The following is a 25,698-nucleotide window of genomic DNA, read 5'->3' on the forward strand; positions in this document are numbered from 1 at the left end:
CGGTCCGGCCGCGCGCGGTAACCGGATCCCGGCCGGTTCACCCGATCGGTAAGGTCACCGCCATGACCGACCCCGCCGACCGGGTCCTCTCCCGGGCGTCCCTCGCCGCAGGCAATCCGACCGGCTGGTTCGACCAGCTCTACACCGCCGCCGAGCGCGGCGAGGCGGAAGTCCCCTGGACCCGCGGCGAACCCAACGCCGACCTCGCCGACTGGGTCGAGCCGGGTGAAGGCCGCCGCGCGCTGGTCGTCGGCAGCGCCCTCGGCGACGACGCCGAGCTGCTGGCTTCCCACGGCTGGGCGGTGACGGCGTTCGACGTCGCCCCGACCGCGGTCAAGGCCGCCCGCGCCCGCTTCCCGGACTCCGCGGTGGACTACGTAGTGGCCGACCTGCTCGCCCCGCCGGGGGAGTGGCGGCACGCGTTCGACCTGGTCGTGGAGATCATCAACGTCCAGGCGATGCCCCGCGAGTACCGCGCGAAGGCACTGTCCGCGCTGGCCGGCTTCCTCGCCCCGGACGGCACGCTGCTGGTCTCCGAGGTCGCGGAGGAGAGCACGGACACCGAGACGTGGGTCGGCCCGCCGTGGCCGTTCAACCGCGCGGAGATCGCCTCGATCGCCCAGGACGGCGTCCACCTGGTGAGCCTGGAAACCATCCGCGACGGCGGCCGCTACTGGGCCGAGTTCACGCGGTAGCCAGGAACCGGGACAGCACCCGCGTCCCGAAGTGCAGGCCCTCGACCGGGACCCGCTCGTCCACGCCGTGCGCCATCGCCCGGTACGGGAAGCCTTTCGGCAGCCACAGCGGCGCGAACCCGTAGTTGTCGATGCCCAGCTGCGCGAACGCCTTCGCGTCCGTCCCGCCGCCCAGGCAGTACGGCACCACCACGGCCTCGGGGTCTTCCGCCCGCAGCGCGTCGGCCATCGCCGAGAACCACGGCGAGTCCACCGGGGCCTGCACCGGCGGCTGGTGCGCGACGAACTCCCGCGTCACCCCTTCGCCGAGCAGTTCGTCCAGTTTCGCGAACAACGACTCCTCGGTGCCCGGCAGCACCCGGACGTCGACCTGCGCGGTCGCCGTCGACGGGATGACGTTCACCTTGTAGCCGGCGTCCAGCATCGTCGGGGTGGTGCTGGTGCGGACCGTCGGCAGCACCAGCGAACCCGCCGGACCCAGCGCGGCCACCGTCGCGTCCACATCGGACAGGTCCACCGGGACACCCAGCGCCGCGCCGGTGCGTTCCAAGAACGCCCGCACCGCCGGGGTCAGCGACACCGGCCACTCGTGCGCCGCGATCCGGTGCAACGCGCCCACCAGCCGGGTGACGGCGTTCTCGGCATTGGGGCGCGAACCGTGCCCGGCGCGGCCGCGGGCGGTCAGGCGCAGGTGCGCCGTGCCGCGTTCGGCCGTCCCCACCGGGTACAGGCGCACGTCACGGCCGTCGGCCGCCGGGACGTGGTAGGTGTAGCCGCCGGACTCGCTGATCGCCGCCACGCAGCCTTCGAACAGCTCGGGGTGCTCGGCGACGAGCCAGTGCGCGCCCCACTCGCCGCGGTCCTCCTCGTCGGCGACGAACGCCAGCACCAGCTCACGCCGCGGCCGCACGCCGCTCGCCAGCGCGGCGAGCACCATCGCCACGAAGTCCTTCATGTCGGTCGCGCCGCGGCCCCACAGGTACCCGTCGCGCACCTCGCCCGCGAACGGCGGCACCGACCAGTCCGCCGCGTCCGCCGGGACGACGTCCAGGTGACCCTGCACCAGCAGCGCCGGCAGCGACGGGTCCGTGCCGGGTACACGCGCGATCACGCTGGCCCGCCCGGGCGCCGCTTCGAGGAGCTGAGACGGGATCCCCAGGCCGGCCAGGAACGCGGCCACGTACTCCGCGGCCGGGCGCTCGGGCTCGGCGTCGTTGCCGCCGCGGTTGGTCGTGTCGAACCGGATCAGGTCCGCGCACAGTTCGACGACGTCAGCCATAGATGCCCTGCACCGCCCCCGCCGCGATCGCCGTGACGACCTTGAACGCCTTCATCGCTTCGGTCATGTCCGGCGCGTCGAACCCGACCCGCCGGGTGCCGATCTGCTCCACCGTCGGGATCACCGCCGTCGCCTGCGCCAGGTGGCTCGCGTCGAACTCCACCTCGATCCGGTGCACCCGGACCCGCCGCTCCTCGCGCCCGGCCCGCGCCATCGCGTCGGCCGCCGCGCCGGTCAGCAGCTCCGCCGTGCGGGCCGGCGGCAGGCAGATCGCCGCGTACCGGCTCACGCACTCCTTCACCTGGACCAGCTCCGCCTCCGGAGCGTAGTCACGGGCGTCTTCACACGTTTCGTCGTCACCCGAAACGAGCAGGACGGGGACGCCGTACTCGGCGGCCACCGCCGCGTTCAGCCTGCCCTCGCTCGCCGGGACGTCGTCCAGCCACACCCCGGTGATCTGGTTCTCCAGGTAGGTGTGGGAAAGCACCCCGTCGGACCCGGCACCGGCGTGGTAGCCGAGGAAGACGACACCGTCCACACCGGAATCGATGCCCTGCATCATCGACATCGGCTTGTGGCGCCCGGTCAGCATCCGCGCCCGCGGGTCCAGGTCCTCCAGCAGGAGGTTCCGCTGCGACGAATGCGCCTCGTTGACCAGCACGTCCCCGGCCCCGGCGTCGAACAGCCCGGCCAGCACCGCGTTGACGTCGCCGGTGAACAACCGGCGGAAGCGGTCCCACTGCGGCGATCCGGGCACGACGTCGTCGGTCCAGGTGACGCCGGTGGCGCCTTCCATGTCCGCCGAGATCATGATGCGCATGCCCGGCACTCTAGCCAGCCCGTCCCGGCCCCGGACGCGGAATCCCCGATCACGCTGCGTCGTCGAAAGCGATCGATAACGATCGGACACCTGCCGGGGCGGGAACATATTGCGCGGTTGTCCCGGTATGTGGTTACTTCTCGTCCTTGGGGAGGCTCACAAGCGAACGATGGGGTGGTTTTTGGTGCATGTGCAACGCAGACTCGGCCGGGTGGCGGCGGTGCTCGCCGTGGCGGCGCTCGGGGCGGTCCCGCTCGCGGCGCCCGCCCAGGCCCAGCAGGGCAAGGTGCTGCGCGTCGCGCTGACCACCGGCATCGACCACCTGAACCCGTTCACCGCCGTGCTCGCCGCGTCCACGCAGATCGGCCGGTTCACCTACGAGTTCCTGACCGTCCCGAACGCCGAGAAGGCCGAGGCCTCGCCCGCGCTCGCCGAGTCGTGGACGCCGTCGCCGGACAAGCTGACCTGGACGTTCAAGATCCGCACCGGCGTCAAGTGGAGCGACGGGAAGCCGGTGACGGCCAAGGACGCGGCCTACACCTTCAACCGGATGCTCACCGACGAGAACGCCCGCACCGCCAACGGCAACTACGTGGCGAACTTCGAGACGGTCACCGCGCCCGACGACACCACGCTCGTCATCAAGACCAAGACCGTGCAGGTCAACATGAACCTGCTCGACGTCCCGATCGTGCCGCAGCACATCTGGGAGCCGGTCACCGACCTCAAGGACCCGAAGACCGACGACCTGGCCATCGCCGGCGTCTCCGACGGTCCCTACCAGGTCACCGAGTACAAGCCGAACGAGTACGTCAAGTTCAAGGCCAACAAAGACTACTGGCGCGGCGCCCCGAAGGTCGACGAACTGCAGCTGCTGCAGTTCAAGGACACCGAAGCCGCGGTCAACGCGCTCAAGCAGGGCGAAGTCGACGTCATCAACCGGCTCAACCCCAACCAGTTCGCCGCGCTGCAGGGCCAGGAGGGCATCACCACCAACGCCGCCCCGGGCCGCCGCTACGACGAGCTGTCGATCAACTTCGGCGTCCAGGACAACGCCAACCACCCCATCGGTGACGGCAACCCCGTCCTGAAGGACATCAACGTCCGCAAGGCGATCACCCAGGCCGTCGACACCCAGGCGATCGTGGACAAGGTGCTCAAGGGCCTCGGCCAGGTCGGCGGCGGCGTCGTGCCCGCCGTCTACGGCGCCTACCACTGGGACCCCAGCGACAGCGAGAAGGTCAAGTTCGACCTCGCCGCCGCCAACACCACCCTGGAGCAGGCCGGCTACCAGAAGGGGCCGGACGGCATCCGCACCGCCCCCGGCGGCGCCAAGCTGGAACTGCGCCTGACCGGCCACTCCAACCGCAGCTACGACCAGGGCGTCGCCCAGTACGTCTCCGGCTGGCTCAAGGAAATCGGCATCGCCGTCAAGCAGGACCTGGTCTCCGACGACGAGCTGTCCGACCGCACCGCCACCGGCAAGTACGACCTCGCCATCGGCGGCTACGGCACCAACCCCGACCCGGACTACGCGCTCTCGCTGCACACCTGCGCCGCCCGCCCCAGCGCCGACGCCAAGGGCGGCAGCACCGACACGTTCTTCTGCGACGCCCAGTACGACGAGCTCTACAAGAAGCAGCTGACCGAGACCGACGACGCCAAGCGCGCCGACTACGTCAAGCAGGCCCAGGCGCGGCTCTACAGCCAGTACCCGACGATCGTCCTGGACTACCAGAACGCGCTCGAGGCCTACCGCTCCGACAAGTTCTCCGGCTTCACCACCCAGCCGCAGCCCAAGGGCGCGATCCTCGAGCAGACCGGCTACTGGGGCGTCTACGGCGCCACCCCGGCCGGCACCGAGAACACCGCGGACTCCGGCTCCGGCAACACCGTGCTGTGGATCGTCATCGGCGCGGTCGTCGTGGTGGTCCTGGTCGGCGGCGGGATCGTCCTGAGCCGCCGCGGCAAGACGTCGGAAGACCGCGAGTAGGCATGACCGCCCCCGAACAAGCCGCGGTGCTCGTCGACCCCGACGAGCACCGCGGCGGGACCGGCACCGCCCGGTTCGTCCTCCAGAAGGTCCTCGAAGCGGTCGTCAGCGTCGTGCTGGTGGTCGTCCTGTTCTTCTTCCTCTTCCGGATGCTCCCCGGCGACCCCGTCGCCGCGATGACCCGCGACCGCGTCACCAGCCCCCAGCAGATCGCCGAGCTGCGCGAGAAGATGGGCGTCGACAAGCCCGTCTTCGTCCAGTTCGGCCAGTACTTCTGGGACCTGCTGCACGGCGACCTCGGCGAGTCCCGGCTGCTCAACAACGGCCGCCCGGTCGCCGACATGATCGGCGAACGGCTCTGGCCGACCATCCTGCTCGTCGGCAGCGCCACCGTCCTGGCCGTGCTCATCGGGCTGTGGCTGGGCATCCGCGCCGCCTGGCGCCGCGACAGCTTCTTCGACCGCGCCCAGACCGGGATCGCCCTGACCCTCTGGTCGGTCCCGCAGTTCTGGCTCGGCCTGATGCTGCTCGTGGTCACCAACGGCCTGTTCCCCAGCCGCGGCATGCACTCCCCGGACGCCGCGCCCGACGTCCTCTCCCAGACCCTCGACGTCCTGCACCACCTCGTGCTGCCGTGCGTGACGCTGCTGGCGGTGTTCTACGCCCAGTACATGCTGATCATGCGGTCGTCGCTGCTGGGGGAGATGAACGCCGACTACCTCACCACCGCCCGCGCCAAGGGCCTGCGCGACGACCTCGTCCGCAAGCGCCACGCCGTCCCCAACGCCCTGCTGCCGACCACCACGCTGGTGTTCATGCAGTTCGGCCAGGTCGTCGCCGGCGCGGTCACCGTCGAGGCCGTGTTCAGCTGGCCCGGCCTCGGGCAGCTGACCTACGACGCCCTGCACGGCCCCGACCTGCCGGTGCTCCAAGGCGTGTTCACCGTGCTGGCGAGCGCGGTGGTGCTGATGAACCTGCTCGCGGAGCTGCTCTACCGCGTGCTCGACCCGAGGGTGCGTACCTCATGACCACCGCGGAGACACCGCGCCGGATCGCGTGGAGCCGGCGGCGCGCGTCGATCGTCCGGACCTGGCGGGAGTTCGCCGGGCAACGGGCCGCGCTCGTCGGGCTGGTCCTGCTCGGCGCCACCGTGCTCGTCGCCCTGCTGCTGCCGCTGATCAGCGACCAGAGCGGCCTCGACGTCACCAAGGCGACCGGCGAGCCGCTTTCCCCGCCCAGCGGCGAGTTCTGGCTGGGTACCGACAACTTCGGCCGGTCCGTGCTGCTGATGACCGTCTGGGGCAGCCGGATCTCCCTGCTCGTCGGGTTCTCCGCCGCGCTGCTGTCGGTCATCATCGGCACGCTCATCGGCATCGCCGCCGCGCACTTCGGCGGCTGGGTGTCGGCCGCGCTGCTGCGGTTCACCGACTTCTTCCTGGTCCTGCCGTCGCTGATCCTCGCGATCGCGCTCTCGGCGGTGCTGCCCAAGGGCGTCGGCACGATCATCGTCGCCATCGGCCTCACCGCCTGGCCCAGCACCGCCCGGCTGGTCCGGGCGCAGACGCTGACCATCGAAAGCCGCCCCTACATCGAACGCGCCCACGCCCTCGGCGGCAGCCACCTGCACGTCATCGGCAAGCACGTCCTGCCCGGCGTCATGCCGCTCGTGCTGGCCAACACCACGCTCGTGGTCGGCAACTCCGTCATCGCCGACGCGACCCTGTCGTTCCTCGGCGTCGGCGACCCCAACTCCGTCACCTGGGGCCTGGTGCTCGAAAGCGCGCTCAACAACGGCGCCATCAGCCGCGGCGCCTGGTGGAACGTGCTCCCGCCGGGCATCGCGATCGTCCTCGTCGTCCTCTTCTTCACCCTGGTCGGCCGGGGCCTGGAGACCGTGCTCAACCCGAGGTTGAAGAAGTGACCACCCCGCTGCTGCAGCTCACCGACCTCACCGTCACCTACGCGGTGGGCGATCAGGAGGTGCCCGCCGTCCGCGGCGTCGACCTCACCCTCGACCCCGGCGGCACCCTCGGCGTCGCCGGGGAGTCCGGGTCGGGCAAGTCCACCGTCGCGATGAGCGTGCTGCGGCTCCTGCCGCGCTCGGCGAAGATCACCGGTGAGATCGCCCTCGACGGCGAAGACGTCACCGCCATGAAGTGGGGCCGCCTGCGCGCGGTCCGCTGGGCCGAAGCGTCGGTGGTGTTCCAGGGCGCCATGCACGCGCTCAACCCGGTCCGCAAGATCGGCGAGCAGATCGCCGAGCCGATCCGGCTGCACCCGCCCGAAGGCGGCGCGCTCACCGACGCCGCGGTCGACGCCCGCGTCGCCGAACTGCTCACCCAGGTCGACCTGCCCCCGGGCCGCGCCGGCGCCTACCCCCACGAGCTGTCGGGCGGGCAGAAGCAGCGCGTCATGATCGCGATGGCACTGGCCTGCTCGCCGCGGCTGATCATCGCCGACGAGCCGACCACCGCCCTCGACGTCATCGTCCAGGCCCAGGTCCTCGCCCTGCTCTCGCGGCTGGTCGCCGAACAGGACATCGGGCTGATCATGATCAGCCACGACCTCTCCGTCCTCGCCTCGACCTGCGAGCGCATCGCCGTGATGTACGACGGGCAGATCGTCGAGGAAGGGCCCAGCGCCGAGGTGATGGGCGCGCCGAAACACGAGCACACCCGGGCGCTCGCCGCGGCGTTCCCGACCGTCGGCGACCCCGTGTCCCGCTTCGCGCCGGCGACCGGCACCCCGCTGCCGCCCGAACCGGCCGACCGCGTCGCCGGCGGCGAGCCGCTGCTGGCCGCGGAGAACCTGCGCGTGTCCTTCCGCGACCGCACCGGCAAGCGGATCGACGCCGTCGCCGGGGTCGACCTCACGGTGTCGCGTGACGAGATCGTCGCACTCGTCGGCCAGTCCGGCTCCGGCAAGACGACGCTCGCCCGGACGCTGCTCGGCCTGCAGAAACCCGACTCCGGCGTGGTCCGCTACGACGGCAAGCCGGTCCCGGCCTCCGGCGCCGGCCTCAAGGCCTACCGCCGGCAGGTCCAGCTGGTGCTGCAGGACCCGACCAGCGCGCTGAACCCCGCCCACACGGTGTACGAGGCCGTCGCCGAAGGCCCGCGGATCCACAAGCTCGCCGACGAGCGCGCGGTCGTCCACCGGGCACTGGAGGCCGCGGAACTGCGGCCGGCGGAGAAGTACGCCGACCGGCTCCCGCACCAGCTCTCCGGCGGCCAGCGCCAGCGCGTCGTCATCGCCGGTGCCCTCGCGCTCGAGCCGTCGATGCTGGTGGCCGACGAACCGGTCGCCTCCCTCGACGCGTCGGTCCGCGGCGAGATCCTCGGGCTGCTGCTGCGGCTGCGCCGCGAACTCGGCCTCGCCGCGCTGGTGATCACCCACGACCTCGGGCTGGCCTGGAACATCGCCGACCGCGTCGCCGTGATGTACCGCGGCGAACTGGTCGAAACCGGGACGGTGGAACAGGTCCTGCTCGACCCGCACCACGAGTACACGAAGTCCCTGCTGGCCGCCCTGCCCGGCGGCACGGCCCAGCGCCGCACCGTGGAAACCTGACACTGCGGGAACCCCGCCCGGGCGCGGTGTGTAATCTCCGAACGGAAATGGCGACCACCACCGACCCCGCACAGACGCCCTCGGCCGGACTGGCCGAGCGGCTCCGCGTGCCCTCGCGATTCCCGTACCGCACGATCGCGATGGGCACCGTCGGGAGCACCCTGCTCATGCTCGCCGCGTTCGGCGCCGGCGGCATCCTGATCAAGGACCCCGTGCTCGGCCACGGCCCGCTCTCGTGGATCCGCTACGGCCACGGGCGCATGCTCGCCAACGCCGTCCTCTACACCGGCTTCGGCCTCGTCGTGTGGGCCTGGGTCCGCCTCGGCCGCTACGTGCTGGCCGGGCGCATCGGCAGCCGCCCGATCCTGGTCGCCGCGGGCTGCTGGATGGCGCCGCTGCTCATCTCGCCGCCGCTGTTCACCCGCGACGTCTTCTCCTACCTCGGCCAGGGCGCCCAGCTGCTCTACGGGCTCGACCCGTACGCCAACGGCCCGGCCGAGCTCGACGTGCTGCCGAACGTGGTGCAGAACGTCCACCCGCTCTGGCAGACCACCCCGGCCCCGTACGGGCCGCTGTTCCTGCTGATCTCGAAGGGCGTGGTCGCCACCACCGGCGACAACATGATCCTCGGCGTCATCCTGATGCGCGTCGTCCTGCTGGCCGGGCTCGCGGGGACGCTGTGGGCGCTCCCGCGGCTGGTCAAGCACCTCGGCGGCAAGCTCCCGGTCGCGCTGTGGCTCGCGGTGGCCAGCCCGATGATGGTGATCCACCTCTTCGGCGGCCCGCACAACGACCTGATGATGCTCGCGTTCCTCACCATCGGCGTCCTCGCCGCCCTGGAGCGCAAGCACGTCGTCGCGGTGGTCCTGGTGACGATCGGCATGCTCATCAAGCCGACCGCGGCGATCGCGCTGCCGTTCATCGTCTGGATGTGGGCCAGCCACCTGCCCGGCGAGTCCAAGGTCCGCAACTTCCTGCGCGCCGGCGCGGCCTCGGTCGGCCTGTTCCTGCCGGTGTTCGTCGCGGGCACGTGGATCTCGCTGGGCTCGCTCAACATGGGCTGGTGGTCCGGGCTCAAGGCCCCGCAGCTCATCGCGAACTGGCTCAACATCCCCACCGGCATCGGCGAGGTGTTCTACAACCTGGTCCACATCGTCGTGGACGTCCAGGTGTCGCCGTTCGTGACGGTCGCGCGAGCGGCCGGGATGCTCCTGCTGATCGCCTTCGGCGTCCGCCAGTGGTGGCTCGCCCGCGGCGGCGGCACGGAGGCGGTCTACCGCGCGGGCATCTCCCTGCTGGCGGTGGCGATCCTCATGCCGCCGACCCTGCCGTGGTACCTGACCTGGGGTTTCGTGCTCCTGTCGGCGTTCAAGTGGCAGCCGCGCCACCTGGCGCTGGTGGTCGCGGTGTCGGTGTTCGTGACGCTCGTTTACTACCCCACGGGCGAGCAGGCCCTGTACGACTGGTGGTTCATCGCCCTCGTCGTGGTGGCCAGCCTGTACTCGGCGGCGTCCCTGCTGCGGCCGGACCCGCTGGGCATCATCGACGCGTGGCGCCGCCCGGAGAAGTTCCTCCGCGACTAGGAGCCGGTCCAGCCACGCCAGGTGTTGACCTCCGTCACCACCACCGCGTGCTCCGGCGGCCTCTCGACGTACTGCTCGTACTTCGCCACCAGCCACGAAACCGGCTCGGCACCCGGCGCCAGCACCCGCGCGGTGCCGTCCGCCCGGGCCCACCACAGCCGCGACCAGTCCTCGGCGTAGCCGTCGGCCAGGAAGCACACCGCCGGGTTCTCCGCGATGTTGCGCAGCCGCCGCAGCGACGTCGTCGACTTCGGCTTGTGGTCCACCGCGAACACCACCTGGTCACCCCGCACCGCGAACGTCACCGGTACCAGGTGCGGCACCCCGGCCGCCGACACCGTCGCCAGGCGCGCCACCCGCGCCGCGGCGAAGCGCTCCCGCGCCTCTTCCGGGGTCATGAGAGCGCGGGGGAGTCGAACGTCAACGTCCCCAGGTCCGCGTCGAGCGTCACCGGCACGCCCAGCGGCAACGTCGGCGACGACGCCACGTGCCCGAACCCGAACTCCTCGACCACCGGCACCCCCAACGGCCCCAGCCGCTCCAGCAGCAACCCACGTACCTCCGCCGGGTCGCCGCACGCCGCCCACGAACCCAGCACGATCCCCCGGACGCCGTCGAACCAGCCGGCGCGCAGCAGCTGCGTCAGCATCCGGTCCAGCCGGTACACGCTCTCCGTCACGTCCTCCAGCAGCACCACCGCGTCCCGCGCCGAACCCTCCTCCGGCGTGCCGAGACCGCCCGCCAGCAACGACAGGTTCCCGCCCGTCAACGTCCCCGAAGCCCGGCCCGGCACCAGCGGGGCACCGCCGCGGACCACCAGGTTCCGCTCGGGCTCGAACAGCGCCCGCCGCAGGTGCTCCACCGCGAAGTCGTCGAACAGCACGCTCGCCGGCATGGGGGAGAACAAACTGGACAGTCCCAAGTGGACGTCCACCGCCCGGTGCAGCGCCGTGATGTCCGACGACCCGGCCAGCACCTTCGGGCCCGCGTCCCGCAACGCCGCCCAGTCCACCAGGTCCAGCATCCGCTGCGCCCCGTAGCCGCCGCGCGCGGCCAGCACGCAACGCACGCCCGGATCGAGCCACGCCTCGGTGAACTCCGCCGCCCGCGCCGCGTCCGAACCGGACAGGTACGGCGGCGATCCGGGCGTCGAACGCACGCACGGCCCGACGCGCACCTCGACACCCCAGCCGCTCAGCACCGGCAGCGCTTTCTCCAGCAGGTCCGCCGGCACCGGCCCGGACGGCGCCACCAGCGCCACCGTGTCACCGGCCCGCACCCGGGGCGGCCTCACCGGGACAGCTCCAGCCGCGCCACGCCCGGCGTCTCGAAGCCCAGCACCTGGCCGTAGAACGACAGCTCCGCCTCCAGCGCCGCCACGATCGTCGCCGCCTGCCGGAAGCCGTGCTGCTCACCCGGGAACCGCTGGTAGGCGTAAGCGATGCCGCGTCCGGCGAGTCCGGCCACGAACCGGTCCGCCTGTTCCGGCGGGCAGATCCGGTCCTCCAGCCCCTGCTGGAACAGCACCGGCCCGGCCAGCGACGCGGCGTTCGCCAGCGGCGACCGCTCGACGTACCGCTGCTTCGCCGACGGCAACGGCCCGACCAGCCCGTCGAGGTAGCGCGACTCGAAGTCGTGCGTGTCGCCCTCGTCGCCGGTCCACCCGGCCAGGTCCAGCACCGGGTACATCACCGTGCCCGCCCGGTACGTCTTCGTCGTGGTCAGCGACGCCGCCGCGGTGAACCCGCCCGCGCTGCCGCCGCGGATCCCCAGCCGGCCGCCGTCGGCCAGCCCGGCCGCCACCAGCGCCTCGGCCACCGCCACGCAGTCGGTCACGTCCACCACGCCCCACTGCTCGCGCAGCCGCTCCCGGTAGGCCCGGCCGAACCCGGTCGACCCGCCGTAGTTCACCGCCGCCACGCCGATGCCGCGGCTGGTGAAGTACGCGATCTCCAGGTCCAGCACCGGGAAGTGCTGCCCGGTCGGCCCGCCGTGCACCTGCACCAGCAGCGGCGGCAGCTCACCACCGGGGGCCGCGAACTCCGGGTTCGCCGGCAGGTACAGCACCACCGGGACCTCGTCGCCGCCGGCGGTCGTGATCACCCGCTCCTGCGGCACCGGCAGGTACTCGGCCGGCAGCTCCGGCTGCGGCGTCAGCTCGGTCAGCACCGACCCGGCCAGGTGCACGACCGCGGCTTCCCGCACCGGCCCCGCCGCGACCCCGGCCACCCCGCCGTCGAACGCGGCGAACCCGGTCGAGGACCACGCCGTCAGCTCCTCGCCCAGCGGCGCCACCGAGCCGTCCGCCTCGTCGAGCACGGCGAGCCGTCCCGACGCCAGCACCGCGTGCCGGCCGCCGCCCAGCGGGGCGAACCAGCGCGAACCCGCTTTCCAGAGCGGGCCGCCCAGTTCCTGTTCCACCGGCGCGAGGTTGACCACCGACCCGTCCAGGCCGACCCGGTGCAGGTTCCACCAGCCGTCCGGGTCCAGCAACGCCAGCAACGTCGAAGACGTCTCCCACTCGACCTGGCACACCGAGACCTCGGCGCCGCCGGCGAGGACTTCGTGCGGCCCGAACGAACCGTCTTCGGCCACCGGCGCGACGCACAGCTCGGTCCCGTCCCACGGCATCGCCGGGTGGTCCCAGCCGAACCAGGCCGCGTGCCGCCCGTCCGGCGACAGCTTCGCCACGGTCAGGAACCGGTGGCTCGCAGCCAGCACCCGCTCGCCGCCGGACAGCGCGATCGCCACCAGCTCCCGCTCGACGTCGGTCGGCCGCGGCCCGGTGGCGCGTTCGCGCACCGCCCACACCTCACCCGGCGCCCCGGCCCGGAGGTCGCCGTAGCGGACGCCCTGGGGCTCGGCGGGCTCCGGTGTCAGCGGCACCACACCGGTTTCGCTCAACGCGTAAACCCGCTGATCCGACCAGTGCGTGAACACGACGGCACCGCCGGTGACCGCCCACGGCCGCCCGCCGTACTCGTGCAGCCGGTTGCGGACGTTCCACGGGGCGGGCAGCACGTCCTCGGTCCCGCCCGGCACGGCCTTCACCAGCGCGACCCGGCCCTGCTCACCGGGCCGCGCCTCGGCCCACCACACCTCGTCCCCGACGACGTCGAGCCACTGCGGGCCGCCACCGGCGGCGGCCACCTCGGCGGCGGTGATGGGCGAAGACCAGGTTCCGTACGGGGAGATCCGAGACACCCCCAGAGGCTAGCGGCCCGCGAAGGTGGGGCGGCGGATGCCGATCATGCGGCCGTGGCCTAGGGTCGACAGTGCTATGTCTCGCGTAATCCACGTCTTCCGCCAGCCGGATCGTTTCGTCGCCGGCACCGTCGGCGAGCCCGGCGATCGCACGTTCTACCTCCAGGCATCCGAGGACGTGCGCACCATCAGCGTCACCATCGAGAAGCAGCAGGTCGTCGTCCTCGCGGAGCGGCTCAGCTCGCTCCTCGAAGAGGTCGCCAGCCGCTTCGGCGCCGACGTACCCGACGACGTCCCCGAGGACCTCGTCGACGTCGACCCCCTCACCGTGCCGGTCGAGGAGGAGTTCCGCGTCGGCACGATGGGCCTCGGCTGGGACGCCGACTCCAGCGCCGTCGTCATCGAGCTGCTCGCCATCACCGAGGGCGAGGTCGACGAAACGGTCGTGCTCGACGACACCGAGGAGGGCCCGGACGCCGTCCGCGTGTTCCTCAGCCCGGCCGCCGCCCGCGCCTTCGCCGAGCGAGCCGACCGCGTCGTCAACGCCGGCCGCAAGCCGTGCCCGCTGTGCGGCGAGCCGCTCGACCCGGCCGGCCACATCTGCCCCCGGCAGAACGGCTACCGGCGCGAGACCGACGCGGACGAAGACTGACCATGGCCCCCACCCCCGATCCGGCCGACCCGGCGTCGCGCGAGCTGGTCACCCACGGCCGCATCGACGTCGAAGGCCGGCTGGTGGACGCCTCCAACGTCACGCTCTTCTGCGCCATCGAGCTCGACGGCGTCACCGGCCGGGTCGTCTACAAGCCGGTGTCGGGGGAGCGGCCGCTGTGGGACTTCCCCGACGGCACGCTGGCCGGACGCGAAGTCGCCACCGCGATCATCGCCGACGCCGCCGGCGTCGGCGCCATCCCGCCGACCGTGCTGCGCGACGGGCCGTTCGGTCCCGGCATGGTCCAGCTGTGGGTCGAGACCACCGAGGACGACCTCGTCGAGGTCCTCCCGCCCGACGACGTCCCCGACGGCTGGCGCCCGGTGCTGCACGCCCACGACCGGCTCGGCGAACCCGCGGTGCTGGCCCACGCCGACCACCCCGGGCTGCGCGACCTCGCCGTGCTCGACATCGTCGTCAACAACACCGACCGCAAGGGCGGGCACCTGCTGCCCGGCGTCGACGGCCGCGTCTACGGCGTGGACCACGGCATCTGCCTGCACACCGACCCGAAGCTGCGCACCGTGCTGTGGGGCTGGATCGGCGAGCCGGTACCGCCGGACGTCGTCGAGAAGCTGCGCAAGCTGCGTTCGGAGCTCGACGGCGGCCTCGGCGAGACCCTGGCCGAGCACATCACCGGCTTCGAGATCCGCGCGCTCGCCGACCGCACCGACGTCCTGCTCGCCGAAGGCATCTTCCCCGAGCCGGGCGACGACTGGCGCGCCATCCCGTGGCCGCTGTTCTGATCGACGCCGCGACCCGGGCCAGGCTCGTCGGCCGCTTCGGCCCCGACCTGGCCGAACCCTGGTGCGACACCTTCCCCGGCCTGGTCGCCCGCCTGAGCGCGCGGTGGGGGCTGACCGTCCGCGAGGCCAGGCCCGGCAACACCGGCCGCACCCTGCTGTGCACCGGCCCCGGCGGCGACCTGCGCGTGCTCAAGCTGACCCCGGACCCCGAGGTCGCCCGGCTCGAGGCCACCGGCCTGCGCGCCTGGGCCGGCTGCACGCGGGCGGTGCAGGTCCTCGACACCGACCTCGACGCCGGCGCGATCCTGCTCGAAGGCCTGGTCCCCGGCACCGAACTGCGCGGCCGCGAGGTCCCGTGGCCGGACCTGGGCGAAATGCTGGCCGAGCTGCACGGCGTCAAGCCCCCTGAGGACCTGCCGCCGCTCACCGACCGGGTGACGTTCATGTACGACATCACCGAGCGCACCGTCGTGGGCTCGGGCTCCGCGGCCGAGCCGTACCTGACTCCGGCAGTCCTCGCGCGGGCCCGGCACCGGGCGATGGCACTGGCCCAGGACGGGCCGCTCGCGGTCGTGCACGGCGACCTGCACCCGGGCAACGTCCTCGACGCCGGCCCCGGCCGCGGCCTGGTCGCGATCGACCCGCGACCGAGCGTCGGTGACCCGGCCTTCGACCTCGCCGACTGGCTCTACCTGCCGCTGGCCGCGGGCGGCACGCTGGACGACGGCGTCGAAGCGCTCCGGCCGCACCTGCCCGGCCTCGACGCGGGCCGCGCCCTCGCGTGGTGCGCCGCGCTCGCTCCGCTGGCCGCCCACGCACCGCTGCGCCGGGGCGAGCGCACTCCGTTCACCGAAGCCCTGCTGGAACTGTCCCGCTGACCGGCGTGGCACGCCCCGCCGAGGGCGCCACGGCCGCTAAGTTCCCAGGTCGTGCGCTCCCACTCCTATGACGACGTGCTCGCCGGCAAGCGCCGCAAGAAGGTGCCGGAGGTCCCCGCCGAACCCGGGCTCGTGGTCGAGGACCCGGTCAGCGGTTTCTGCGGCGCGGTGGTGAAGATCGAGTACGGCAACGTCGTGCTCGAAGACGCCAAGGGCCGCCACCGCGTCTTCCCGTTCGCCCCCGCCGGCTTCCTGCTGGAGGGCAAGCCGGTGACGCTGGTGCCGTTCAAGGCCCCGGCCAAGGCACCCGAGCGGCAGATCTCGGCGTCCGGCTCGGTCAAGGTCCAGGGCCTGCGGGCCCGCGTCGCCCGCGACTCCCGCATCTGGGTCGAAGGCAAGCACGACGCGGAGCTCGTCGAACGCGTCTGGGGCCACGACCTGCGCGTCGAAGGCGTCGTCGTCGAACCGCTGGACGGCGTCGACGTGCTCGCCGACCGCATCGCCGAGTTCGGCACCGGCCCCGGCCGCCGCCTCGGCGTACTGGTCGACCACCTCGTCCCCGGCAGCAAGGAGTCGCGGCTGGTCGCGGCCGTCCGCGACGAGAACGTGCTGGTCACCGGGCACCCGTACATCGACGTCTGGGAAGCCGTGCGGCCCGCGGCGGTCGGGATCGAGGCGTGGCCGAAGATCCCGCGCGGCACCGAGTGGAAGCAGGGGATCTGCGACGCCCTCGGCTGGGGGCAACCTTTCGAAGGCTGGCAACGTGTCCTGAGCGGGGTGAGCAGTTTCCGCGACCTCGAGACCCCGCTCATCGGGGCCGTGGAGCGGCTCATCGACTTCGTCACCGAACCCGCCGAGGAGGACTGAATGTCCGATTTGTCCAAGGTCACGCGAAGGTCACGTCCCGTCACTGCGCCGGTGCGATCCGGCGCGATCTGAGAGCATGAAGCCATGTCTTGGGCACTGGTCTGGTTGATCGTCGGCATCGCCCTGATGATCGCGGAAGTCGTCTCCGGCGACTTCGTGCTGATCATGCTGGGGGTCGCCGCGCTCTTCGGCGCCGGCGCCGAGGTGCTCACCGGGAACGTCTTCATCGACGTCGCCGTGTTCGCCGTCGCCTCCGTCGGCATGCTCGTGCTGGTGCGGCCCGCGCTCAAGCGGCGCTTCCTCGCCGGCCCGACCCACCACACCGGCATCGAGGCGCTGATCGGGGCGCGCGCCGTCGTCGTGTCCACAGTGGACTACGAGGCGGGCCGGGTGAAGCTGGCCGGGGACGTCTGGTCGGCGCGCAGCATGTCCGAGCACCTCCCGCCCATCCAGCCCGGCACATCGGTCACGGTCGTCGAGATCTCCGGGGCCACCGCCGTCGTGGCGACCGAGCCGTGAGCCTCGGTCTCGTCACCGTCGGCGAAGGCCGGGCCGCGGTGATCGAACGGCTCGGGAAGTTCCGCGTCGTCCTCGGTCCCGGCCGCCACTTCGTGCTGCCCTTCGTCGACAGCGTCCGGGTGCGCGTCGACCTGGGCGAGCAGATCCTGTCCGCGCCGCCGCGGCCGGTCGCCACGGGGGACGGCAAGGAGGTCGACGCCGGCTTCGAAATCGTCTTCACGATCACCGACCCGCAGCTGGCCACCTACGCGATCAGCAACCCGGCCGTCGCGATCGAACAGCTGGTGCGCACCGCGCTGCGGCAGGAAGCCGGCCGGACCACCGCCGAGCGCGCCGTCGCCGCGCCGGGGGACCTCCACCGCACGGTGTGGACGGTCCTGCGCGACACCACCGGCCGCTGGGGCGTCGCCGTGCGGAAGCTCGAGCTTTCGGTGCGGCGCCCGGCGGCACCCGAGACACCGTCAACCGCGCAAGAATGGTACTAGGTAAGGGGAAATTCTCTTGACCGGATTTGTGATCGGGCTGGTCATAGCCTTGGCCTTGCTCGTGGTCATCACGATAGCCAAGGCGGTCATGGTGGTGCCGCAGGCCCAGTCCGCCGTGATCGAACGGCTCGGCCGGTTCCGCACGGTCGCCTCACCGGGACTGAACATCCTCGTGCCGTTCCTGGACAAGGTGCGCGCCCGGATCGACCTGCGCGAGCAGGTCGTCTCGTTCCCGCCGCAGCCGGTGATCACCGAGGACAACCTGACGGTGTCGATCGACACCGTCGTGTACTTCCAGGTCACCGACTCGCGCGCCGCGGTGTACGAGATCTCCAACTACATCGTCGGTGTCGAGCAGCTGACCACCACCACGCTCCGCAACGTCGTCGGTGGCATGAGCCTCGAGCAGACCCTGACCTCCCGCGACTCCATCAACACCCAGCTGCGCGGGGTGCTGGACGAGGCGACCGGCCGGTGGGGCATCCGCGTGAGCCGGGTCGAGCTGAAGGCGATCGACCCGCCGCCCTCCATCCAGGACTCGATGGAGAAGCAGATGCGCGCCGACCGCGAGAAGCGCGCCATGATCCTCACCGCCGAAGGTCAGCGGGAGTCCGCGATCAAGACGGCGGAAGGTCAGAAGCAGAGCCAGATCCTCTCCGCCGAAGGTGCCCGCCAGGCCACCATCCTCGCCGCCGAAGCCGAGCGGCAGTCCCGGATCCTGCGGGCGCAGGGTGAGCGGGCCGCGCGGTACCTGCAGGCGCAGGGCCAGGCGAAGGCGATCGAGAAGGTGTTCGCCGCGATCAAGGCCGGCCGCCCGACCCCGGAGGTGCTGGCCTACCAGTACCTGCAGACGCTGCCGCAGATGGCGCAGGGCGACGCGAACAAGGTCTGGATGATCCCCAGCGACTACGGCAAGGCCCTCGAAGGCTTCGCCCGCGCGCTCGGTGCCCCCGGTGACGACGGCGTCTTCCGCTACGAGCCGCCGAAGGAGGACGACGTCCCGGCCAAGCCCGACCTCGAGGACGAAGAGGTCTCCAGCTGGTTCGAGACCAAGAGCGACCCGAAGGTCGCCGAGGCCGTCGCGGCCGCGGAGGCCGTGGCCCGCAAGGAGGTCCCGGCGATCGGGGCCCCGTCGGCGCCGGCCGCGCGGCCGGCGATCCCGCGCCCGTCCCAGCCGCAGCCCGCGCCGGAGCCGGACGAGGACCGCGGCACGGAGGTCACGCCGGCCCCGAAGCAGCCGCCGACCCCGCAGAGCGGCCAGCCGGCGCTGCCCCAGCCGCAGTCCCCGGCCGGGCCGCCCCCGGGTGCCCAGCAGTACCAGGGCCAGCCGGTACCGCAGTCGCCGCCCCCGGGCCAGTTCGGCGGCCCGCAGCAGCAGAACCCGGGCAGCGGGCCGTTCCCGCAGCAGCCCCCGTTCGGCGGCCCCCAGGGCGGCCCGCGCCGCTGACGCACCGAACACCGTGAAGGCCACCTCGGCTCGAGGTGGCCTTCACGGCTTTTCAGCGCTGGTACACGGAAACGTCGTCGATGTCGGCCTTCGAACGGTCCTTCAACGCGATCACGCACGCCACCGTGACCACCGCCGAGAGCACGATGTAGCCCGAGATCGAGTACGGCGTCCCGGTCGTGTGCAGCAGCCACGTCGCCAGCAGCGGCGCCGGCCCGCCCGCGAAGACCGACGCCAGCTGGTAACCCAGCCCGGCACCGCCGTAGCGCAGGTGCGTCGGGAAGCTCTCGCCGATCAGCGCCGCCTGCGGCCCGTACTGCAGCGCGTGCGGGACGAACGACACCACCACCGCGACGAACACCAGCGCGTGGCTGCCGTGCGCCAGGATCGTGAAGTACGGGAACGCGATCACCGCGGTGAACACCGCGCCGGTCAGGTACACCTTCTTGCGCCCGAAGCGGTCCGACAGCGACGAGAACAGCGGGATCAGCGCCAGTTCGCACGCGGCCCCGACGAGGACCGCGTTGAGCACGAACGTCTTGCTGAACTCGTGGCGCGCGACGACGTAGATCAGCACGTAGCTGGTGAACAGGTAGAACGGCATCTGCTCGCTGAACCGGACGCCGGCCGAGAGCAGGATTTCCCGCCAGTGGTGCTTGATCGCGTCGAGCACCGGCGTCTTCGCGGTTTGCCGGTTTTCGACGAGCTTGGCGAACATCGGCGTCTCGAGGATCTTCAGCCGGATCACCAGGCCGACCCCGACCAGGATCAGGCTGGCCAGGAACGGCAGCCGCCAGCCCCAGGAGTCGAACGCCTCGGGGGAGAGCGTCGCCGAGAGCAGCGTCATGCCGCCGGTGCCGAGCACCAGCCCGACCGGGACGCCGATCTGCGCGAAACTGCCGAGCAGGCCGCGTTTCTTCTGGTCGCCCCACTCCATCGCGAGCAGCACCGAGCCGCTCCACTCGCCGCCGATGGCGATGCCCTGCACCAGCCGCAGCAGCACCAGGATCAGCGGCGCGGCGAACCCGATCGCCGACGTCCCGGGCAGCATCCCGACCACGCCGGAGGAGATGCCCATCAGCAGCAGGGTGACGATCAGCGTCGCCTTCCGCCCGATCCGGTCACCCCAGTGCCCGAAGATCGCGGCCCCGACCGGGCGTGCGGCGAACCCGACCGCGTAGGTGGCGAAGGACTGCATGGCTCCCGCGTACGCGCTCGACGCGGGGAAGAACAGGTGCGGGAAGACCAGTGCCGCCGCGGTGTTGTAGAGGAAGAAGTCGTACCACTCGATCGTCGTGCCGATCGCGCTCGCCAGCGCGGCCCGCCGGACCTGCACCTTGCCGGACTTGCTGTCCGCCTCCACCTTGTGAGTGACGCCGTTGTCGCCCAGGACCATCTCGCAACACCTCCGGTGACCGATGTCGCACAACAGTGTGACGCCCGTCGACGCTTTCGGCGATCGATGACCGGATTCTCGTCCAGTCGGTGACCAACTAAGTGCAGATTCGGAAACTTTGCAGATTCGGCAAGTAGGGCTATGGTGGGTACATGGACACCCAGAGCCTGCGTGAGCGCAAGAAGCACGAGACGCGCATCGCGCTGAGCTGGGCGGCCATCCGGCTGACCGTCGAACGCGGCTTCGACAACGTCCGGATCGAAGACATCGCCGCCGAAGCCGGGGTCTCCACGCGGACCTTCAGCAACTACTTCGGCAGCAAGGGCGAAGCCATCGTCGCCCGGCACCACGACCGCGCGCGGGCGATCGCCGCCGCGCTGCGGGAGCGGCCCGCCGGCGAACCGATCTGGGAGGCCGTCACCCAGGCGGCGCTCGAAGGGTTCGCGCTCGGCCGGCCCGTCCCGGACGGGCAGGCCGCCGACCAGTCGTGGATCGAAGGACTGCGGCTGATGGTCGCGGAACCCGCACTGCAGGGCGAGTTCCAGAAGGCCGGCGCGGCGGCCGAGGCCGAGTTCGCCACCGCCGTCGGCGAACGCACCGGCACCGACCCGGCCCGGGACGTCTACCCGCGGCTGGTCGCGGGGGTCGTCGGGGCCGCGCTCACCGTCGTCACCCAGCAGTGGCTCGTCACCGAGCCCGCACCACCGCTCGAAACGCTCCTGCGCGACGTGTTCGGCCGGCTCGCCGCCGGCCTGCCCGAACCGCGCTGACCCGGCCCCATCCGAGAAATGCCCGCTCGACGGGCCATTTCGTGCTGCCTCAAGGAGTTTCGCCATGGAAGACGTCGTCATCGCCGGAGCCGGCCCCAACGGCCTCATGCTCGCCTGCGAGCTCGCCCTCGCCGGAGTCCGGCCGCTGGTCCTGGAACGGCTGCCCGAGCCGACCACCGAGAACCGCGCCAACGGGCTCGTCGGCCAGGTCGTGCGCCTCCTCGACCGCCGCGGGCTGCACGAGCGGCTGGCCGGTCCGCTCGGCCCGCCCGCACCCGCGTTCGTCTTCGGCGCGATGCGCCTGGACCTCACCCTGGCCGAACCCAACCCCCTGACGATCCTCGGCGTGCCGCAACGGCGCATCGAGGCGATGCTCGGCGAACGCGCCGCGGAACTCGGCGTCGAAGTCCGCCGCGGCCACGAGCTCACCGGCCTCACCCAGGACGCCGACGCGGTCACCCTCGACGTCGCCGGTCCCGGCGGCCCGACCCGGATCAGCACCCGCTACCTCGTCGGCGCCGACGGCGGCCGCAGCGCCACCCGCAAGCTCGCCGGCATCGGCTTCCCCGGCGTCACCGAAGACCGCACCGTCTCCCACACCGCGAACGCGACCGTGCCGGCGGAATTCGCCGACGCGCGGTCCGGCGGCCTGCGCGTTCCCGGGCACGGCGTCATCCCGCCGTTCTTCCACTACCGCACCGAAACCGGGTTGTTCGTCTACGCGCCGTTCCCGGCCGGCACGCTCGTCACCACGATGGAGTGGACCGACGAGGAGGAAACCGGCGACGAGCCGCCGGCGACCCTCGAGGAGCAGCGCGCGAGCATCCGCCGGGTCCTCGGGTTCGACCTGCCGCTGGGCCCACCCGAAGGCGACGGCCCGCACCTGCTGCGGCGGCTGCGCGGGCGCAACACCCGGCTGGCCGACAAGTTCCGCGAGGGGCGCGTCCTGCTGGTCGGCGACGCCGCGCACATCCACTCCGCGATCGGCGGCCCCGGGCTCAACCTCGGTCTGCAGGACGCGGTCGGCCTCGGCTGGAAGCTCGCGGCGGTCGTGCGCGGCCGGGTCCCGGCGGGGCTGCTCGACACCTACGAGGGCGAACGCCGTCCGGTCGCAGAGCGCGTCGTCATGCACACCCAGGCCCAGTCCGCGCTGATCTCCCCGGGGCGCGACGTCACCGCGCTGCGCGAGCTGTTCGGCGAGCTGCTGCGGCTGCCGAGCACCGTGCAGCACATCGCCGACCTGATGTCCGGCGCCGACGTCCGGTACGAGCCGGCCACCGACCACCCGCTCGACGGCCGCTGGGCCCCGGACCTCGTGCTGGCCGACGGCACCCGGCTCGCCGAGCTGACCACCACGGCCCGGCCGCTGCTGCTGGACTTCACCGGCTCGCTCGGCGACGAGCTGCGCGGCTGGACCGACCGGGTCGACCTCGTGCCCGGCCGGGCGCCGGGCGAGGTGACCGCGCTGCTCATCCGTCCCGACGGCTACGTCGCCTGGGCGTCCGGCTCCGCGGAACCCGGTGACACCGAACGGAAAGCACTGCGCACGGCGCTGGAGCGGTGGTTCGGCACCCCGGTTGACATGTAGGAGATATCCTACGTATGGTCGGCGGCATGACGATCACGCACGTGCAGTTCCTGACCCTGCCCGTCGCCGACCACGCCCGCGCGCGGGACTTCTACGTCGGCAAGCTCGGCTTCGAGGCGCTCGTCGACCGCCGCACGCCCGAGGGCGGCCGGTTCGTGCTGGTCGCGCCGAAGGGGGCGAAGACCGGGGTCGTGCTGACCGACCAGCAGGTCACCGGGATCGAGCCGGGGCCGCGCCACTTCCAGCTGCAGACCACCGACCTCGACACCGACGTCGCCGCGCTGCGGGCCGCCGGGGTCGAGGTGGCCGAGCCGGAAGAGCGGCCGTGGGGGCGGGCGACGTCGTTCAAGGACCTCGACGGCCACACCCTCGGCCTGCTGCAGCCGTCGGACTTCGGCACCGTGCCGAACTGATGCCGGTCAACGACGACGTCTTCGCCGCGCTGGCCAGCCCGGCCCGGCGCGAGGTCCTGCGGCTGCTGCTGGACGGGCCGATGGCGGCCGGCTCGATCGCGGAACGGTTCGAGATGGCCCGGCCGAGCCTCTCGGAACACCTCCGGGTGCTCCGGGAGGCCGGCCTGGTCGCCGAGCAGCGGCAGGGCCGCAACCGCGTCTACCGCCTCGACGCGGCGCCGCTGGAGGAAGTCGCGGACTGGCTCACGCCGTACGAACGCTTCTGGCGGAGCAAGCTCACCACCCTGCGAGACCTGCTCGACGAAGAGGACGACCTGTGACCGACGACGATCCGACCGCGATCCACGTCGACCAGTTCCTCGCCCACCCGGCCCGCAAGGTGTGGCGCGCGCTGACCGAGCCGGACCTGCTCGAGCGGTGGATGAACATGCCCAACGACATCAAACCCGTGGTGGGACACCGGTTCCAGCTGCTGGCCGAGCCGGTGCCCGCGGCCGGGTTCGCCGGTGGCCCGGTGGCGTGCGAGGTGCTGGAGGTCGAGCCCGAACGCAAGCTCAGCATCCGCTGGGGTCCGCAGTGGACGGTCACCTGGCGGCTGGTGCCCGAAGGCACCGGCACCCGGCTGTTCCTCAGCCACGAAGGCTTCGACCCGGACGACGAGTTCCAGCGCGTCTCCCGGCGGATCATGGGCGGCGGCTGGCGCTCCCACGTGCCGAAGGCGCTGGCCCGGTTGCTGGACACGCTGCCGGACCCGGCCCGGTTACGATCGGGTGGTGAGCCCCGCGACCGCTGATCCCGCCGCGTCCAAACCGCTGCGCGCCGACGCCCGCCGCAACCGCGCGCGGGTGCTGGAGGCCGCCGAGAGCGTGTTCGCCGCCAAGGGGACCGGGGCGCCCACGGAAGAAGTCGCCCGCGCGGCCGGCGTCGGCATCGGCACGGTGTTCCGGCACTTCCCGACGAAGGAAGCGCTGCTCGAAGCGGTGCTCTTCGCCCGGTTGCGCCGCTTCGTGGACGAGGCCGAAGCCGCCGTCGCGGCGGACTCGGCGGATCCGGGCGGCGCGTTCTTCACGTTCCTGACCAGCTGGATCGAGATGTCGAGCGCGAAAAACACCTACTTCGAGGCGCTCACCGCGGCCGGGGTCACCGTGCCGGTGTCGAAGTCCGACATCGGTGCCCGCCTGATGGAGTCCCTCGGCGTGCTGCTTTCCCGCGCGCAGGATGCGGGCGCGGTGCGCGAGGACCTCGTCGTCGGCGAGCTGATCACGGTGATCATCGGGGTCGCGCGCGCCGCCGAGTACGCCGGCCCGGACGCGCGCCTGCGCGACCGGGCCGTGACGATCCTCTTCGACGGCCTTCGCCCGTCAGCGTGGGAGCGGCGCTGAGGCGACCGGCTCGAGCGCCGGGCGCTTCGCGGTGAGCGTGTCCCCGGAGGACTCGCCCCGCAGCCGGCGACGCACCCACGGCAGCGCGTGCTCCTGCGCCCACCGCAGGTTCTCGCTGCGCCGGACAGCGGCGCTCGGCACCTCGCGCGGCCCCAGCTCCGCGGCGGTCAGCGGGTGTTCGGCACCGAGAGCCGCCAGCACCGCGATGGCGACCTCGGTGTGGCCGTGGGCGTTGAGGTGCAGGCGGTCCGGGGCCCACCGCCGCCGGTCGCGCAGCTGCCGCATCGCCCACATGTCCACCAGCAGCGCACCGTGCTTCGTCGCGATGGCGCGCACGAACTCGTTGTAGATCGCGACCCGCCCGCGCATCTTGCGGAACAGCGCGTCCTCGACCCCGTCGACCCCGGTGAACAGCACCAGCCGCGCCCCGGTCGCCCGGATCCGCGCGACGGCGGCCTCGTAGTCGACCATCAGCGCGTCGATGTCGACCTTGGGCCGCATGAGATCGTTGCCGCCGGCGTAGAGGGTGACGAGATCGGGCGCCATGGCCAGCGCGGGCTCGAGCTGCTCGCCGAGGATCTGCGGCATCAGCTTCCCCCGGATGGCGAGGTTGGCGTACCGGAACCCGGGCTCCCGCGCGGCGAGCTGTTCGGCGACCCGGTCGGCCCAGCCACGCACACCGTTCGGGTAGGCGGGATCGTCGTCACCGACACCTTCGGTGAACGAATCCCCCAGGGCCACTAAGCGCTTGCTCATGTCGTCAGTTTAAGCATGCCTGCCAGTCGTCCTGACCCAAGGCTCCCTCATGGCCAGTACTGGTAAGGCGTCGCGGTCGACCACGCGAGTCGGCTACTGCGATGACGACCGCCACCTCGCTGGAGCATATTAATTCGAACCTCCATTTACGGATGCCGGGTACACCCTCGTTCCACATTCGCAAATTGGATACCGATTCACCGTGGAAGCGAGTGGAAAAGCTTCGCGAGGTCGAGTCCGATGCGTACTACGCACGCGCTCGGCAAACAATTCCCGTTTCGTTCAAGAAGCTCTGCGAGGTTTCGGTGGAGCTAGGCAGGTGACTCGATTCCGGTCAAGGTTTCACGCGGGATCGACGAGTGTGACTACTTGCTCGTACTCCTCAGTCCCATTTCCGTCGAATCCGGCTGGGTGCAACACGAATGGTCGGCAAAATACTGGTCCGAGGTGGAAAGTGGCGAAATTCGAGTAATTCCGGTTTTGCTCGAAGATTGCGCCGTGCCTACGCTGCTTCGCGCCAAGATATACGCGGATGTCCGATCGGACTACGCCAGTGGCCTGGAGCAGATTGTCGATTCCCTGTCGAGTTGACGCC

27 protein-coding genes are annotated in these 25,698 nt (G+C 71.8%); 20 read left to right on the top strand and 7 right to left on the bottom strand.

All coding sequences use genetic code 11. The annotated features are described in order from the left end of the window. Positions 1-62: 62 nt before the first annotated feature. On the top strand, positions 63-695 hold the full coding sequence (locus tag AB0B33_RS42040) for a class I SAM-dependent methyltransferase (protein WP_360782438.1): 633 nt from the start codon (positions 63-65) through the stop codon (positions 693-695). On the opposite strand, the gene AB0B33_RS42045 is transcribed toward AB0B33_RS42040, so the two are convergent. Beyond that, positions 685-1,974 (bottom strand): M20/M25/M40 family metallo-hydrolase, encoded by a 1,290-nt coding sequence (locus tag AB0B33_RS42045; RefSeq protein WP_247023380.1) that lies wholly within the window; start codon positions 1,972-1,974, stop codon positions 685-687. The genes AB0B33_RS42040 and AB0B33_RS42045 overlap by 11 nt on opposite strands. Further along, positions 1,967-2,794: a M55 family metallopeptidase gene (locus tag AB0B33_RS42050; protein ID WP_360782440.1), complete on the bottom strand. Its 828-nt coding sequence runs from the start codon at positions 2,792-2,794 to the stop codon at positions 1,967-1,969. Before AB0B33_RS42050 ends, AB0B33_RS42045 begins: the two co-directional genes overlap by 8 nt. A gap of 169 nt (positions 2,795-2,963) precedes the next feature. Here AB0B33_RS42050 and AB0B33_RS42055 point away from each other — a divergent pair, with 169 nt between their 5' ends. The 5 genes from AB0B33_RS42055 to mptB are packed head-to-tail and all read left to right on the top strand — an operon-like array spanning position 2,964 to position 9,940. Then, positions 2,964-4,787, top strand: coding sequence for an ABC transporter substrate-binding protein (locus tag AB0B33_RS42055; protein WP_247023378.1), 1,824 nt, complete (start codon positions 2,964-2,966; stop codon positions 4,785-4,787). Positions 4,788-4,789: 2 nt separating this feature from the next. After that, positions 4,790-5,815: an ABC transporter permease gene (locus AB0B33_RS42060; RefSeq protein WP_247023377.1), complete on the top strand. Its 1,026-nt coding sequence runs from the start codon at positions 4,790-4,792 to the stop codon at positions 5,813-5,815. Beyond that, the gene (locus AB0B33_RS42065) at positions 5,812-6,708 is read left to right on the top strand and encodes an ABC transporter permease (protein ID WP_360782443.1); all 897 of its coding nucleotides are present in this window, start codon (positions 5,812-5,814) and stop codon (positions 6,706-6,708) included. The genes AB0B33_RS42060 and AB0B33_RS42065 overlap by 4 nt, the downstream gene beginning before the upstream one ends. Next, positions 6,705-8,357 (top strand): ABC transporter ATP-binding protein, encoded by a 1,653-nt coding sequence (locus tag AB0B33_RS42070; protein ID WP_360782446.1) that lies wholly within the window; start codon positions 6,705-6,707, stop codon positions 8,355-8,357. The genes AB0B33_RS42065 and AB0B33_RS42070 overlap by 4 nt, the downstream gene beginning before the upstream one ends. A 47-nt stretch (positions 8,358-8,404) precedes the next feature. Next, the gene (gene mptB / locus AB0B33_RS42075) at positions 8,405-9,940 is read left to right on the top strand and encodes a polyprenol phosphomannose-dependent alpha 1,6 mannosyltransferase MptB (protein ID WP_360782448.1); all 1,536 of its coding nucleotides are present in this window, start codon (positions 8,405-8,407) and stop codon (positions 9,938-9,940) included. Here the strand turns inward: mptB and AB0B33_RS42080 are convergent. The 3 genes from AB0B33_RS42080 to AB0B33_RS42090 are packed head-to-tail and all read right to left on the bottom strand — an operon-like array spanning position 9,937 to position 13,144. Next, the gene (locus tag AB0B33_RS42080) at positions 9,937-10,338 is read right to left on the bottom strand and encodes a TIGR03668 family PPOX class F420-dependent oxidoreductase (protein WP_360782451.1); all 402 of its coding nucleotides are present in this window, start codon (positions 10,336-10,338) and stop codon (positions 9,937-9,939) included. The genes mptB and AB0B33_RS42080 overlap by 4 nt on opposite strands. Further along, on the bottom strand, positions 10,335-11,234 hold the full coding sequence (locus AB0B33_RS42085; protein WP_360782453.1) for an LD-carboxypeptidase: 900 nt from the start codon (positions 11,232-11,234) through the stop codon (positions 10,335-10,337). Before AB0B33_RS42085 ends, AB0B33_RS42080 begins: the two co-directional genes overlap by 4 nt. Further along, entirely contained in the window at positions 11,231-13,144 is a 1,914-nt protein-coding gene (locus tag AB0B33_RS42090) for a prolyl oligopeptidase family serine peptidase (RefSeq protein WP_360782456.1), read from the bottom strand. Before AB0B33_RS42090 ends, AB0B33_RS42085 begins: the two co-directional genes overlap by 4 nt. Before the next feature lie 76 nt (positions 13,145-13,220). On the opposite strand from AB0B33_RS42090, the gene AB0B33_RS42095 reads away from it, so the two are divergent. The 7 genes from AB0B33_RS42095 (at position 13,221) to AB0B33_RS42125 (ending at position 18,798) form a co-directional block, all read left to right on the top strand. Then, entirely contained in the window at positions 13,221-13,796 is a 576-nt protein-coding gene (locus AB0B33_RS42095; RefSeq protein ID WP_247023370.1) for a DUF3090 domain-containing protein, read from the top strand. A 2-nt stretch (positions 13,797-13,798) separates the two neighbouring features. Then, positions 13,799-14,602, top strand: a complete 804-nt coding sequence (locus AB0B33_RS42100) for an SCO1664 family protein (RefSeq protein ID WP_247023369.1) — start codon at positions 13,799-13,801, stop codon at positions 14,600-14,602. Beyond that, positions 14,587-15,480, top strand: a complete 894-nt coding sequence (locus tag AB0B33_RS42105) for an aminoglycoside phosphotransferase family protein (RefSeq protein ID WP_360782461.1) — start codon at positions 14,587-14,589, stop codon at positions 15,478-15,480. The genes AB0B33_RS42100 and AB0B33_RS42105 overlap by 16 nt, the downstream gene beginning before the upstream one ends. 51 nt (positions 15,481-15,531) lie before the next feature. Then, positions 15,532-16,347: a DUF3097 domain-containing protein gene (locus AB0B33_RS42110; RefSeq protein ID WP_360782464.1), complete on the top strand. Its 816-nt coding sequence runs from the start codon at positions 15,532-15,534 to the stop codon at positions 16,345-16,347. A gap of 84 nt (positions 16,348-16,431) precedes the next feature. Next, a complete protein-coding gene (locus AB0B33_RS42115) occupies positions 16,432-16,866 on the top strand; it encodes an NfeD family protein (protein ID WP_360782467.1) in 435 nt (144 codons plus the stop codon). Continuing rightward, on the top strand, positions 16,863-17,351 hold the full coding sequence (locus AB0B33_RS42120) for an SPFH domain-containing protein (RefSeq protein ID WP_360782469.1): 489 nt from the start codon (positions 16,863-16,865) through the stop codon (positions 17,349-17,351). Before AB0B33_RS42115 ends, AB0B33_RS42120 begins: the two co-directional genes overlap by 4 nt. Positions 17,352-17,367: 16 nt before the next feature. Next, on the top strand, positions 17,368-18,798 hold the full coding sequence (locus AB0B33_RS42125; protein WP_360782472.1) for an SPFH domain-containing protein: 1,431 nt from the start codon (positions 17,368-17,370) through the stop codon (positions 18,796-18,798). 52 nt (positions 18,799-18,850) lie between these two features. Here the strand turns inward: AB0B33_RS42125 and AB0B33_RS42130 are convergent, their stop codons facing one another. Next, a complete protein-coding gene (locus AB0B33_RS42130) occupies positions 18,851-20,194 on the bottom strand; it encodes an MFS transporter (RefSeq protein WP_360782474.1) in 1,344 nt (447 codons plus the stop codon). Positions 20,195-20,346: 152 nt separating this feature from the next. Here AB0B33_RS42130 and AB0B33_RS42135 point away from each other — a divergent pair, with 152 nt between their 5' ends. From AB0B33_RS42135 to AB0B33_RS42160, 6 genes are all read left to right on the top strand, one after another. Beyond that, complete coding sequence (locus AB0B33_RS42135; RefSeq protein ID WP_360782477.1) at positions 20,347-20,964, top strand: TetR family transcriptional regulator; 618 nt, start codon at positions 20,347-20,349, stop codon at positions 20,962-20,964. 64 nt (positions 20,965-21,028) lie between these two features. After that, positions 21,029-22,552 carry an FAD-dependent monooxygenase gene (locus AB0B33_RS42140; protein WP_360782479.1) on the top strand — a complete coding sequence of 508 codons (1,524 nt, stop codon included), beginning with the start codon at positions 21,029-21,031 and terminating at the stop codon, positions 22,550-22,552. 26 nt (positions 22,553-22,578) lie between these two features. Further along, positions 22,579-22,965 (top strand): VOC family protein, encoded by a 387-nt coding sequence (locus AB0B33_RS42145; RefSeq protein ID WP_360782482.1) that lies wholly within the window; start codon positions 22,579-22,581, stop codon positions 22,963-22,965. After that, a complete protein-coding gene (locus AB0B33_RS42150) occupies positions 22,965-23,285 on the top strand; it encodes a metalloregulator ArsR/SmtB family transcription factor (RefSeq protein WP_247023359.1) in 321 nt (106 codons plus the stop codon). Before AB0B33_RS42145 ends, AB0B33_RS42150 begins: the two co-directional genes overlap by 1 nt. After that, entirely contained in the window at positions 23,282-23,758 is a 477-nt protein-coding gene (locus tag AB0B33_RS42155) for an SRPBCC domain-containing protein (RefSeq protein WP_247023358.1), read from the top strand. Before AB0B33_RS42150 ends, AB0B33_RS42155 begins: the two co-directional genes overlap by 4 nt. Continuing rightward, positions 23,739-24,347: a helix-turn-helix domain-containing protein gene (locus AB0B33_RS42160; RefSeq protein ID WP_360782486.1), complete on the top strand. Its 609-nt coding sequence runs from the start codon at positions 23,739-23,741 to the stop codon at positions 24,345-24,347. The genes AB0B33_RS42155 and AB0B33_RS42160 overlap by 20 nt, the downstream gene beginning before the upstream one ends. Here the strand turns inward: AB0B33_RS42160 and AB0B33_RS42165 are convergent. Beyond that, positions 24,327-25,103, bottom strand: a complete 777-nt coding sequence (locus AB0B33_RS42165; protein ID WP_360782489.1) for an SGNH/GDSL hydrolase family protein — start codon at positions 25,101-25,103, stop codon at positions 24,327-24,329. The two genes, AB0B33_RS42160 and AB0B33_RS42165, sit on opposite strands and share 21 nt — an antisense overlap. Positions 25,104-25,430: 327 nt before the next feature. Here AB0B33_RS42165 and AB0B33_RS42170 point away from each other — a divergent pair, with 327 nt between their 5' ends. After that, the gene (locus AB0B33_RS42170) at positions 25,431-25,694 is read left to right on the top strand and encodes a toll/interleukin-1 receptor domain-containing protein (RefSeq protein ID WP_360782560.1); all 264 of its coding nucleotides are present in this window, start codon (positions 25,431-25,433) and stop codon (positions 25,692-25,694) included. Positions 25,695-25,698: the final 4 nt, after the last annotated feature.

The sequence above is a fragment of the Amycolatopsis sp. NPDC049159 genome, from assembly GCF_040648295.1.
Classification (GTDB): Bacteria; Actinomycetota; Actinomycetes; order Mycobacteriales; family Pseudonocardiaceae; genus Amycolatopsis; species Amycolatopsis pretoriensis_A.